Origin of the sequence: Photobacterium sp. WH77, assembly GCF_022014395.1 — a bacterium.
In the GTDB taxonomy this organism is placed as follows: domain Bacteria; phylum Pseudomonadota; class Gammaproteobacteria; order Enterobacterales; family Vibrionaceae; genus Photobacterium; species Photobacterium arenosum.
Map to the genome: position 1 here is coordinate 92,776 of NZ_JAKLTE010000009.1, position 13,141 is coordinate 105,916.

General features: G+C 48.1%; 10 protein-coding genes and 1 tRNA gene. 9 read left to right on the forward strand and 2 right to left on the reverse strand.

Annotation, left to right across the window (positions count from 1 at the left end):
• Positions 1–54: 54 nt before the first annotated feature.
• Complete coding sequence (locus L6J37_RS11230; RefSeq protein ID WP_218385932.1) at positions 55–672, forward strand: DNA-J related domain-containing protein; 618 nt, start codon at positions 55–57, stop codon at positions 670–672.
• 123 nt (positions 673–795) lie between these two features.
• The gene (locus tag L6J37_RS11235) at positions 796–1,638 is read left to right on the forward strand and encodes a pirin family protein (protein WP_237795150.1); all 843 of its coding nucleotides are present in this window, start codon (positions 796–798) and stop codon (positions 1,636–1,638) included.
• A 62-nt stretch (positions 1,639–1,700) separates the two neighbouring features.
• Here L6J37_RS11235 and lpxL read toward each other — a convergent pair whose 3' ends face one another.
• Complete coding sequence (gene lpxL / locus L6J37_RS11240; protein WP_192016691.1) at positions 1,701–2,630, reverse strand: LpxL/LpxP family Kdo(2)-lipid IV(A) lauroyl/palmitoleoyl acyltransferase; 930 nt, start codon at positions 2,628–2,630, stop codon at positions 1,701–1,703.
• Between the two features lie 568 nt (positions 2,631–3,198).
• Here lpxL and L6J37_RS11245 point away from each other — a divergent pair.
• The 5 genes from L6J37_RS11245 to L6J37_RS11265 all read left to right on the forward strand — a co-directional run bounded on the left by L6J37_RS11245 (position 3,199) and on the right by L6J37_RS11265 (position 9,605).
• Positions 3,199–3,492: a winged helix-turn-helix domain-containing protein gene (locus L6J37_RS11245; RefSeq protein WP_027252143.1), complete on the forward strand. Its 294-nt coding sequence runs from the start codon at positions 3,199–3,201 to the stop codon at positions 3,490–3,492.
• 397 nt (positions 3,493–3,889) lie between these two features.
• On the forward strand, positions 3,890–4,504 hold the full coding sequence (locus tag L6J37_RS11250; RefSeq protein ID WP_237795198.1) for a DUF2760 domain-containing protein: 615 nt from the start codon (positions 3,890–3,892) through the stop codon (positions 4,502–4,504).
• On the forward strand, positions 4,504–6,339 hold the full coding sequence (locus tag L6J37_RS11255; RefSeq protein ID WP_237795151.1) for an Hsp70 family protein: 1,836 nt from the start codon (positions 4,504–4,506) through the stop codon (positions 6,337–6,339). The genes L6J37_RS11250 and L6J37_RS11255 overlap by 1 nt, the downstream gene beginning before the upstream one ends.
• Before the next feature lie 123 nt (positions 6,340–6,462).
• Entirely contained in the window at positions 6,463–9,285 is a 2,823-nt protein-coding gene (locus tag L6J37_RS11260) for an Hsp70 family protein (RefSeq protein WP_237795152.1), read from the forward strand.
• 116 nt (positions 9,286–9,401) lie between these two features.
• Positions 9,402–9,605, forward strand: coding sequence for a helix-turn-helix domain-containing protein (locus L6J37_RS11265; RefSeq protein WP_027252139.1), 204 nt, complete (start codon positions 9,402–9,404; stop codon positions 9,603–9,605).
• 60 nt (positions 9,606–9,665) lie between these two features.
• Here L6J37_RS11265 and L6J37_RS11270 read toward each other — a convergent pair whose 3' ends face one another.
• Entirely contained in the window at positions 9,666–9,971 is a 306-nt protein-coding gene (locus tag L6J37_RS11270; protein WP_192016694.1) for a hypothetical protein, read from the reverse strand.
• Positions 9,972–10,524: 553 nt separating this feature from the next.
• Here L6J37_RS11270 and L6J37_RS11275 point away from each other — a divergent pair.
• Both L6J37_RS11275 and L6J37_RS11280 read left to right on the forward strand, forming a co-directional pair.
• Positions 10,525–10,601 (forward strand) — tRNA-Pro (locus L6J37_RS11275).
• 744 nt (positions 10,602–11,345) lie between these two features.
• A complete protein-coding gene (locus tag L6J37_RS11280) occupies positions 11,346–12,827 on the forward strand; it encodes an alanine/glycine:cation symporter family protein (RefSeq protein WP_192016695.1) in 1,482 nt (493 codons plus the stop codon).
• Positions 12,828–13,141 lie beyond the last annotated feature (314 nt).

Sequence of the window (13,141 nt, forward strand, 5' to 3'; positions counted from 1 at the left end):
TCGTCGCAGACGGTGATCAGGCGACACCTTTTTCACAACTAACGGAAACACTGAATGACCCTGCCAGAGCGTCCATCTGACGAACAACCTGAAAACCCGCTTATCTGGCCCATTCTCAGCCTTCTGGAAAAGCAACCCGATGGATGGATGGTACATACCCTGGCGGAATCGTTGAAGCAGCAAGGTTTACTGAACACCTTAGACGAGGTTGCTGAGCAGGATCTGTTCAAGCGAAATTTTCTGCTGATGAATGCGCTATACCAGCTGCAGCAAATGCTGTTGCCCCGGCAGTGGCTGCAGGCTCAGGCAATGAACATCAAACTGATGCAAAATCAGGGTGATCAGCAGGTCGACGAGCAAGACCCGCTCAGGGAATACTATCTGGACTGGCAGAATTATAACTCTGATACCCACTCCATCCGCGATCTGCTGTCAACGTTCTGGCAAAGATATCAGCAACACATAGGCAACCTGAGTGTCACGACAAACGCCTCATGGCAACAAGATCTGGCCGTACTTGAGCTTCCCGCTGATGCCAGTCCGGCACAAATACGCAAACAATGGCGAAGGCTGGCATTGCGCTGGCACCCTGATCGCCCGGAAGGTAATACAGAGAAATTCCGACAGGCCTGTGAAGCCTGGCAGCGCATTCAAAGCCGCCTCCACAACTAACCCCAAACGCCAACTCATTCAATTTTTTCTAAGAAGCTGTTCGTCAGCCTGAACTGTTCTGTTGCCTTTGCCCGGCGTACACTTTTTTCAAACTACGCCGGAAGCTGATATTCGGAGGCAATCATGGCAATCAGACACATTCAACATATCCAGCGCTCTCACCCATCGTCAGATGGTGATGGTGTCAAAATTCAACGCGTGCATGGTTTCGACAATGCGGCATTCTCGCCTTTTCTGATGGTTGATGAGCTCAAGTCTGATCAGGCCGCTGACTATATTGGCGGGTTTCCACCTCATCCTCACCGAGGCATAGAAACACTGACTTATATGTTACACGGTCACTTCCAGCACCAAGACCACTTGGGCAACAAAGGCGAGCTGAAAGACGGTGGTGCGCAATGGATGTCGGCAGGTAAAGGGGTTATTCACAGTGAGATGCCCATCATGGCCGACGGGCAATTACATGGTTTTCAAATTTGGATAAACCTGCCCGCCAACAAAAAAATGCTGCCCGCTCAGTACCATGACTTCCAGTCTGACGTGATTACAGAGAAACAGCTAAATGAGCAGAACCTGATTCGTGTTATTGCCGGCGATCTCACCATTGACGGTGACACTCTGACAGGTCCGCTGCAAGAAACGGGTGTACCCACCACTATTGCAGACTGGCGAGCAGCAGCCGGTGAGCAATTGAACAGTTGCCTGAACCCGGATTTCCAGGCCATGCTGTATGTTTACCAGGGAGCAGTCAGCATCGAGGGACGACATGCCAAAGCCGGTGAACTGGTGATGTTAACCGCCGGTGAAGGTCTGGCAATAACGGCCGCAGAAGATACCGGGCTGCTATTGCTCTCGGGCACCCCGATTAATGAGCCAGTGGCACATTACGGCCCTTTTGTCATGAATACCATGGAAGAGATCGAGCAAGCGATTCGTGATTATCAGACCGGCCAGCTGACCGACTAGCTGATAGCCACAAGCCCTACGAAAACAGCCCGCAATGCGGGCTGTTTTTTATCTTTCGCCAATCAGTATAAACTGGCCTCGCCTTCGGGACGGGTCTTAAACCGCCGGTGCAGCCACATATACTGCTCTGGTGCCTGCATGATCATAGGTTCTACCGCGTGTTTGTTGATATAGACTGCTGCCGCATCCGGATCATTATGCGGGAAGTCTTCCAACGGTTTAAACACTCTGAGTGTATACATACCGTCATCGGTGTCGCGGACCAGGGCAATAGGTACAATGGCACAATCAGTGGCATCAACCAGTAAACTGGTTCCTACCGTCGTACACGCCTTATCAACGGCAAACAGGGGCGCAAAGGTTGAACGGCGACGACCATAATCATGATCAGGGGCATACCAGACCCGCTCCCCTTCACGCAAGGCACGGAACATCCCTTTGACATCTTTGCGATCCAGCATATAACGGTTAGAACGCACCCGGCCTTTAAACTGGAAATAATCAAAACAAGGGTTATTGTTCGGACGGTAGACACCCACACCCGGCGCTCTAAGGCCGAATGCGCGGGCTCCGACTTCCAGATTCATGGAATGAACAGCCACCAGCAGTACACCTTTCCCTTGCTTATCCAGCTCATCCAGATACTCAACACCTTCAAACCGGATGTGGCGTTTAACCCGCCATTCAGGCCAGAACCAGGCCATGCCGGTTTCAAACAAAGCCAGTCCGGCATTGTCGATATTTTTCTTAATCAACGCATCACGCTCATCCTTTGGCATATCTGGAAAGCAGAGTTCCAGATTACGCTCAATGGTATAACGACGCTTTTTGAGCAATTTGATTGCCAGCCTGCCGACACCTTTACCCATCAGAAACTGAATACGGTAAGGGAGTAAACTGATGAGTTTCATAGTGCCAATCATCAACAAGGTCGGCCAGTATCGGGGGTGAAGAAGTTCGGCCTTAAATTCCGGTGCCGTCAATTTGCTCATAACAGAGACGATTTTCCTTATTGTTTGAAGCGAAGCCTGCACTGTCATCGTCGTGGGCAGACAGGAAAAGAACAATGTATTGTATACCAGCATGGCAAGCTTGCAAGAACCACAGCACCTGGTCTGTTCACCTGGCTACTATCCCTGCAGTGCCAAACAAAGAAAAAAGAAAAGCCACCCGCAGGTGGCCAGTTGAAAATTATAATTTTAGTCTGTTGTTATTATAATTCTGAATCCCTGCACAGTATCAGCGCTTCCCCTAAGCCCTGAAGCAGTGATCACAGATACTCCCTCTTCTTCACATCACTGCATTAACATTCACGTAATACGCGCTTTGTTTCTGCTGTGTCTGGTTTCATTATTTGATTGCACTATTCGGGCCAACTTTATCCATTCATTAATTTCAATGTGTTACGGTTTTACAAAGATGACAACTTCAGACAGCTGTAAAACTCTCTGACAATAGCAACGACTGCCGGCTGCATCAAAACGCCGTTCATCCTGGCTGAAATTGGTGATACTCTGGCATCGTCAGTTAAGATGTTTAAACGGAGTTAACACGGCAGTTATGTCCATCAGTAAAACCAAATCCAGCTTTTATCGTCGCTTATATGTCGCGCACCTGATCGACCAGGGCATCGCGACAGTGCCCGCATTGCTTGAATATACGGGTATGCCGAGGCGCACAGCGCAAGACACCATTAAAAGCCTCTCCGACCTCGATATTGTGTGTGAATTCAAACAGGCAGAGGGAGAACGCCACCGAAGCGGACGGTATGAAATTCAGGAATGGGGCGCAATCAACAAACAATGGATTGCCGACAACCTCACTGACATAAAAGCAGTGCTTGATTACCCCTGATGCACTATCTGCTGCGCAAGTTATCGCAGCCTGCAACTCATAATGCGTTGCATTTTGCCTGTCTGATTTTCTGACACTCCTGTAAAGTTAATGCGAATTTCACACAGGCTCAAAAAATAGACTAAAAAGTAATGAAGGACGGTAAACTCCAGCCTCATTCAGCGATTTGAGCCTTACCACTGCCGCTCTTATCACAAGTGTATGTAACCTGTGACAGAAAAATGTCATATTGACTTGGTTGCAAAGTAACCTAAGAGACAGTTTCTCGCGAAACTAGCGCTAAAAATGGCGTGTTTACTGGCTATATTAGCAATATGTTGTGTTAATATTCGGGCCAAAATTTTTCAGCTTGTCACGGACAAAAGAGAAGATAAATATGGCTTTAGACTTTTCAAAAATGACGGTGGATTTATCCGCAATGCCAACCACTATTGATATGGCACATGGCGTACTGGCCGCTCTGATTGTTATTCTTTTACTGCTATACGTGACAAAGAAAGGCAAACCGGTAGAAGTTGAGAAAGTCGTCGAGAAAGAAGTCCAGGTTGAAAAAATTGTCGAAGTCGAAAAACCGATCGAAAAGATTGTTGAAGTAGAGAAAATTGTTGAGGTGGAATCTAAACTCAAAACCGCAACGCCTGACGCTGCGCTTCAGCTCCTGTCTCTGCTGCAAAAAGAAGCACGTTTCATCGACTTTATGCAAGAAGATCTGAAAGGCTTTGCCGATGCCGAAATTGGCGCGGCAGCCCGGGTTATTCACGAAGGCGGTAAAAAAGTGCTGGATGAATATTTCCGGTTTGCGCCAGTGCGCATTGAAGAAGAAGAAACCCGCATCACCTTACCAGAAGGCTTTAATGCCTCTGAAGTCCGCCTGACAGGCAATGTGGTGGGTAATGCGCCTTTCACTGGCACCCTCATTCACCGCGGATGGAAAGTTACAGAAATTCATTTACCTAAAATGTCAGACGGACACGACCCTCGTATCCTGTCGGCAGCTGAGGTTGAGCTATAATGCAAGCACATCAAGAACATAAATACAGTGTGGGTATTGACCTTGGCACCACCCACTGCGTTCTGTCTTATGTTGATTTACAACAGGACGATGCACCGGTCACTGTGATGCCAATCGCCCAGCTGACCACTCCGGGCAATGTAGAAGACAAGTCGCAATTGCCCTCTTTCATGTATCAGGCACACGAATCTGAGCTGGCACCAGGGGATACTACCCTGCCGTGGGATGCTCAGCCGAATGCGATTGTGGGTGCGATGGCTCGCCATTTAGGCAGTAAAACCCCTATCCGTTTAATCGCCAGTGCCAAAAGCTGGTTGTGCCATGGCGGCATTAACCGTCGTGATGCCTTTCTGCCGCTGAATGCGCCAGAAGAAGTGACTAAAGTTTCTCCACTGGCTGCGACCCGCGCTTATTTGTCTCACCTGGCCAGAGCCTGGGATCACAAACACCCTGATGCATCACTGTTCGATCAGGATGTTACCATTACCGTACCGGCCTCCTTCGACCCGGCGGCTCGCGATTTAACGGCAGAAGCGGCGCGCGAAGTGGGCTTCAAACACCTGACGCTGTTAGAAGAGCCACAGGCAGCGGTATACAGCTGGATCAAGAATAACGATGACACCTGGCGTGATCAGGTCAGCGTGGGCGATGTCGTCCTGGTTGTCGATATCGGTGGGGGTACCACCGACCTTTCTCTGGTCGCCGTGACGGAAGAAGACGGTAACCTGACGCTGAATCGTGTTGCTGTCGGTGATCATATTTTGCTGGGTGGCGATAACATGGATCTGGCGCTGGCTTACCGTCTGAAGGCCAAACTGGCGCAGGAAGGCAAGGCGCTGCAACCCTGGCAGATTCAAGCCATTACCCACGCTTGCCGTGATGCTAAAGAAGCCCTGCTGACAGACGATACTCTGCAGGCTGTTCCCATTGTGGTGCCAAGCCGGGGTTCCAAGCTGCTGGGTGGTACACTGCAAACCGAACTCACCCAAGCGGAGGTTCAGCAAACACTGGTAGAAGGCTTCTTCCCACAAACAGACATTGAAGAGCATCCGGTTGAAATGCAGCGCGGTGCTCTGACACAAATGGGACTGCCTTACGCACAAGATGCCGCTATTACCCGTCATATTGCCGGTTTTCTGAGTCGTCAATCCTCCGCCGTGGATGAACTTTTTGATAGCTTTGAGCAAATTCATGATGGCTTCATTCGCCCGACTGCAATTTTGTTCAACGGTGGTGTGCTGAAATCCGATCTGCTTTCTCAGCGCCTGACGTCCACCATCAATCAATGGCTGACCCAGGCCGGCAGCCCGGAAGCCAAACGCCTTCAGGGACTGGACTTGGATCTGGCTGTTGCCCACGGGGCTTCCTATTACGGCTCAGTGCGCCAGGGCAAAGGCGTTCGCATTCGCGGTGGTATTGCCAGCAGCTACTATGTGGGCATTGAAAGTGCCATGCCGGCCATTCCGGGTATGGAACCACCTGTAGAAGCGCTTTGCGTAGCGCCTTTTGGTATGGAAGAAGGCAGTCATGCAGACGTATCAGGCAGAGAATTCGGCTTGATCATTGGTCAGCCCGTGACTTTCCGATTCTTCGGTTCAACGGTTCGCCGTGAAGATGCGCCGGGGGTCCTGCTGGACTGGTGGCAACCAGAGGAGCTGGAAGAACTGCCAGCGATTCAAGTGACCCTACCGGTATCCGATGGTCGTTCTGCGGGCCAGATCGTTCCGGTTTCACTGGCGGCACGAGTGACAGAACTGGGCACCCTATGCCTGGAAGCCATTCCAACTGATGGCGGACAGAAATGGCAAGTAGAGTTTGACGTTCGGGAAAGTTAATGCTTTCTCAGATGATATTTCGACGGCGCATTCATTGCGCCGTTATTTTACCCAGCTTACCCAGTTTCAGCCACATGCTGGTTACACGGTAACATCTGAGTAAAAACAGGCACGGAGTCTTACATGTCTTCTCCCCGATATTTAGTGGGTATAGATTTAGGTACAACACATACCGTTGTCGCCTACTGCCCTGTTACTTCTGATCTTCAACATGAAGCTGTAAAGATTTTCGACATCGACCAGCTCATCGCCCCCGGTGAAGTGGCACGTAAACCCCTTTTACCCTCGTTCAGATACCATCCTACAAGCGGTGAAATAGCACCTGATCTGTGTGTTCTGCCCTGGGATAACAATCCCGTTAATGGCGACTTTCCAGAGGCGATCATAGGTGATTATGCCCGCGAATTAGGGGCCAAAGTTGAAGGCCGGCAAGTCACTAGTGCAAAAAGCTGGTTATCTCATACGGGCGTTGATCGCAATCAACCGATTCTGCCATGGGCAGCCAGCAGCGGTGTGCAAAAAGTATCGCCGGTTATTGCCAGTGCGAGTTACCTGAACCATGTCCGTCAGTGCTGGGACTATCACCATCCACAAGATAAACTTGCCCACCAGGATGTTGTTATCACCATACCCGCTTCTTTCGATGAAGGCGCCAGAGCGCTAACGATAGAAGCGGCCAGACTGGCCGGGCTAAGCCATATGGTATTGCTCGAAGAACCACAGGCCGTATGCTACGACTGGTATTCCCGTCACCACAATGAAGCGGAAACCCTGTTGAAAGATATACCGCTTTTAATGGTGTGCGACATTGGCGGCGGTACCACAGATCTCAGCCTGATTAAAGTCAGCTACCAGAATGAAAGGCTTAAGCTTGATCGCATCGGCGTAGGTGACCACCTGATGCTGGGTGGGGATAACCTGGATTTGGCACTGGCCCATCAGGCCGAGAATATCCTGCACACCGGTGGTAAACGGCTAAGCGCTGCTGGCCTGTCGAAGCTCATTCAGCAAACACGTCGTGCAAAGGAGCAACTGCTGGCAGAGAATGCGCCCGATCAGGTGAGTGTGACGCTGCTTGGCAGTGGCTCGAAACTGATCGGCGGCAGCCGCTCGGCGGAACTCACTCAGGCGCAAGTCAACCACATAGCCCTCGACGGATTTTTCCCTGTCAGTGCGTTTGATGAACATCCTGGCCAACGTCAAAGTGCCGTTGTGGAATTCGGTTTACCCTACGCTTCAGATCCGGCTATATCCAGACATCTGGCACACTTCATCAGTGAACATAGTGCCGCCTGCCATGAGGCTATGGGCTTAGCCGAAGACAACAGCGACACATCGATTAAGGCTATTCCCCCTGCAATTTTGCTCAATGGCGGCGTATTCAACAGCCCTGTTTTGTCCGAACGTATTCAGGATATTTTTGCCCATTGGAAAGGAGCAAGCGTCACCTGTCTGGACAATCCGCATCCCGACCTTGCTGTCGCATACGGCGCCGTCGCATATGCAAAAGCCAGACACGGCGCACAGCTGAAGATTGGAGGAGGATCAGCGCGCTCATTTTTCCTCGACCTGCATACACAATCCGCTCATTCTGGTATTTGCCTGTTACCGCGAGGTACTGAAGAAGGTGTTGAAGTGGCATTGTCAGACAGAAAATTCGCGCTGACATTAGGCGAACCGGTTCGTTTTGATCTGTATGCCTCTTCAGATGATACGCCGATCTCGGCCGGGGATATCCTTACTCTGGATAAACCCCATATGACCTCGCTGCCCCCTTTTGTTATTACTCTGAACAGCGAGACCGACAGAGAATCACTGGCAGCAAACCAGAAAGACAGAGTTGATGTTACCCTGGCCTGTCAGCTCACTGAAGTGGGCACATTACAATTGGAATGCGTCAGCGCAGATATGCCAGATAAACGATGGCAGGTTAATTTTTCCGTACGAAAAGCAGCCTCTGTCGATAATAACCTTGATGCAAGTGAAGACATGCCCCATCCAACCGCCTTGCAATCAGCCCGAATCGCCATTCAGAAAGCGTATGGCGGCAGCAAAAAACACGCAGATGAAAAACCGGTAAAAACACTCAGAAACGATCTGGAAAAGTACCTCGGTAAGCGTGAAGACTGGGAAATGCCCTCATTAAGAGCCTTAGCCGACACCTTGCTTGACAGCAAAAAACGGCGGCGGCGCTCCGCTGTGCATGAGCGAAACTGGCTGAAACTGACAGGTTACACGTTAAGACCCGGTTTTGGTGACCCGGTTGATGACTGGCGGATGAATCAAGTCTGGGCGCTGTATCAGCACAATCTGCAATTTCACCAGTCTGCTCAAAGCTGGAATGACTGGTGGATATTCTGGCGTCGTGTAGCAGGTGGTCTCAATCAGGCGCAGCAAGAAATCATTTACAAAGATATCGCCAAATACATTAATCCGAGCGCAACCCGCAATCCTAAATTAGCAAAAGAGATGCAAGAGCGAGGCTATGAGCAAATGGTGCGTTTAGCAGCTTCTCTTGAGCACATAGCATTTGAAAAGAAACTGCAACTGATTGAATGGTTATTCTCACGATTGCAAAAACCACAATTTGCTCAGGCGCATTGGTGGGCAATTGGCAGGATTGGCAGTCGCTTCCCGCTCTATGGAAGTCGGCATAACCTGTTAACGGCTCAGCATATCAGCTACTGCCTGCCAGAGTTATTAGATTCAGACTGGAAAGATGAACCTGATATTGCCCTTGCCGCCGTAATGATGTGCAGAAAAACAGGCGACAGAACACTGGATATTGATGATGAGTTACGACAAAAGGTAGTAGATAAACTACTGGCAAGCAAAGTGCCAGAGCGCTGGATCGAGATGGTCGCAGAGCATAAAGTGTTGACTCAGGAAGAAAACCAGCGTGTTTACGGCGATTCGCTTCCCACCGGCCTTATACTCCTGGAGTAAATATTCGCTTATTAAGCTTACGTTAGGGTATGACTGCTACTATACCGGGAATCAGAACTGCCGGTCAGTCATACCCAGCAGGCCTATAAAGGAATAACAAGCGAGTAGTTTTGGCTATGACACGTGAACAATTTAAAGTAATCTCAGAGCGAATTTTCAAATCCCAAAATCAACGTACTGCTGTTGAGGCTGTCGTCTTCGAAGGTTTATCAAGCTATGAAGCCGAGAAACGATATGGCGTACCGAAAGGGACTCTCTCACGGAATGTTCGCAAATATAAAAATGAAGTCGACTACATCACAACAGTCACTGAAGCATAATAAAAAAGGAGAGTATGACTCTCCTTTTTTATTATAAGTAGCAATCAGATAGACGTTAGGTTATTCCTCAGTCTGAGAGTCCATCAACTCTTCAGGGTGAACACCGTCTTTTTCCATCAACGCCAGAATCTCAATCATTCTTACCTGACGAGCTTCTTCTTTAAATTCGTTCAATACTGCTATCAAATCATTTATTTTCTGTAGCGGAATTCGCTTAATGACAGCACGCTGTCTGCCCGGTACTTCGTCGGCAAAGTCAATCAGTGCCTGACGATAGTCAGCTCTGGTCTCTTGCAGATGTTTCCCGTTTTCAACATTCTTTAGCATCGCACTTAGTGCTTTTTCCGCATCCGAAAAGTTAGCCATGAATTACCTCTAAACACTATTCTTATAAAGAGCACTTTCTTGCCATCGACTAACAGATTCATGACACTTGTTGTGCTATTTGAAATAGAGCAAAATTAATAAAATTAAACCAAGATCCCAAGATATCTCATAAGACCCGTATTCTGCCGAAAAACTAACGCTATGACTTCTGCTGCGCGTATGTGAGAAGAGTAGTACGCTCACTTAATTATAATAGAGAACTCTAACGAGGGTGTAAGAGTAGCAGCAGTAATTAAATAATACTCTCAGTCTTCGTTATTGTGAACATAATTTTTGTGTCCTTGACAATTCTCTGACCAAAAAATGATTTTAGCGATCTCGGACTGGGATTCTCAACTGCCGCTACAGCACGTTTATTTTAGTGAATTTGCCAGATACCTGTGCGCTGTTGCACCAACACAAATACCCTTTCACCCTCAGAATCAGCCAGCAGCTAATCAATCGATGAAATAATAGCCTGTTTCTCAGCAATTTAGCTTTGCCAAAAGCAGTCAGTATTGGTAATATGCTCGTCAGTTAGCAAGCCTTTTGGCGGACATTAGCGCAGTTTGGTAGCGCACTACTCTGGGGGAGTAGGGGTCGCTGGTTCAAATCCAGTATGTCCGACCAAAAGGCTTTTTTGTTTCATTCTTCTCATCTTCTTTATTTGTTTCCCCTCGAATTTTTTTCAAAACTTTTTTTAGCAACAGTTGCTTCAGTCTATCATTGGCTCGATTCCCCAAGGAGCATGATATGGAACAGGCACCATATTGCAAAGAATGCGGACAACACGAAGAGTTCATTGTCATCGATGAACATCTGTTCGTTTGCATATGTGGCTACCAATTCAGCTGTATCTCAATCAGCGTGAAGAAAAGCACTATGACGTCTCCCTCCCCCTCTCCACCTTTCGATTATCAAGTCCATTAAACAGACGGCACCATCAGTGAAAACGACGGCCCTCAATCAGGTAAAAGCACGATCTCAATCGCAACATCACAGTGTTATAATTTGAAGAATAGCGTTAAATTTAGTTTAAAATTCCGTTAACAACAAATTAATCCTACTTTGGTTTTTCGCTTACAGCACAGACAACAAATACTCAATAAGCAACTGTTTTTAGTATATAAAAAATTAATTTCAACGTAATAAATCTCATGTAACGTCGTATAAATCCATTAAAAACGTGATCTATATCCTGAGCCATTTGCGGGATTTTGTGCTACCTTCTCGCACGAAAATTAAGTCACTATTACACATTCGGGAACATCTCTTCATCTCGCTGCATAAGCCAGTGAGCTGAATCATTCCCTTCATTTAGGACAATGCTTGTTGTCCTGCTTCTTAGTCAATATGACATCACAGGATCATTCTATGGATGCAACGATTAACAATTGGCTCGCCATTCTCAACGAAAAATTAATGCTCATCATTGGCGACATTAATGGACTGCTATGGGGCCACCTTCTTGTATATCTGCTGGTTGCTGTAGGTATCTATTTTACTTTTCGCCTCGGGTTCATTCAGATTCGACAGTTTCGTCATGCCATCGGCGTCTTGAAAAAAGGCAAAGATGTAGAATCTGGTATTAGCTCTTATCAGGTATTTTGCACTTCAATGGCAGCACGTGTGGGTACCGGTAATATGGCTGGTGTCGCAGTCGCACTGACAGTCGGCGGACCCGGTGCCATTTTCTGGATGTGGGTGATGGCCCTGCTGGGAATGGCGACCGCTTTTGTGGAATCCACACTTGCTCAAGTCTATAAAGTAAAAGATGTAGACGGGCAATACCGCGGCGGCCCAGCCTATTACATGGAGCAGGGACTTGGTGCCCGCTGGATGGGCACACTGTTCTCAGTCTGTCTGATTATTGCTTTCGGACTAGTCTTCAATGCCGTTCAGGCAAACACCATTACCGCTGCCCTCAACCATTCTTTTGAGATCGACCGTAAGTATGTAGGGCTAGTTATTGTGGCGTGTTCTGCCTTCTTCATCATGGGCGGATTAAAATCTATCGCGCAAGCTTCTGCTCGTATCGTACCGGTTATGGCGGTCGGATATCTAGCTATCGCCTGTCTGATTGTCATCATGAACATGTCTGAACTGCCTGCCGCAATCTCGCTGATTGTTAAAAGTGCTTTCGGCTGGCAGGAAGCCGCAGCCGGCGGCGTGGCTTATACCATTGCGCAGGCAATGCAAAGTGGTATCGCTCGTGGCCTGTTCTCAAATGAAGCGGGTATGGGCTCAGCGGCCAATGTTGCTGCCAGCGCAACACCTAACCCTAACCACCCTGCATCGCAAGGCTTTGTACAGATGCTCGGGGTGTTTGCTGACACCATTGTCATTTGTACTGCCTCAGCCGCGATGATCATGCTGTCAGGTGTGATGGATCAGCCTGATGCTGCTTCTGGTATCGGTCTGCTACAACAAGCACTGACAAACGAGTTGGGAAGCTGGACAACCTACTTTATGGCAGCCGCTATCATACTGTTCTGCTTTACTTCCATTATTGCTAATTACAGTTACGCAGAAACAAATATCATGTTCCTGAACGGCAATACGAAGAAAGGCTTGTTCACATTCAGAATCATTGTGCTGGCTATGGTGTTGTTTGGCTCCATTGCCTCACTGCCTGTCGTATGGAACATGGCTGATGCTTCTATGGGCATGATGGCGCTGATCAACATTGCTGCACTGGTGCTGTTGTCTAATCTGGCTATCAAGGTGATCAAAGATTACGAAGTACAAGTGAAAAACGGGCAAGTGCCAACATTTGACCGCCGTAAGTTCCCAGAACTTAGCAAGCTAGACGGTGCCTGGCATCCTAAATCTGATACGGCTAAAGAATCACGCTAAATCAGCAAGATAAGACCAATACAAACAAGCCAGTATCCTTCTGGCTTGTTTTCTTTTAACTGGTACATATTTCCTTGTTTAGACGCTCCTGATTAATAAGAGCGTTGCAAGTCCACATGTCACACTAAAACGTTTTCCTCATAAGTTTCTCATAAGCACGTAAACTCCTCAGCCACATCGCCGTTCCTTCTTTATCAAAAAATTCATATCTCATTGATTATTAATGAGTATTGTTTGTATAGCAAACCGCACTCATAACCATCTTATTGCAGTAAACTTATTTTTATACATTTATAAAGTCAGTCGGAACCAAG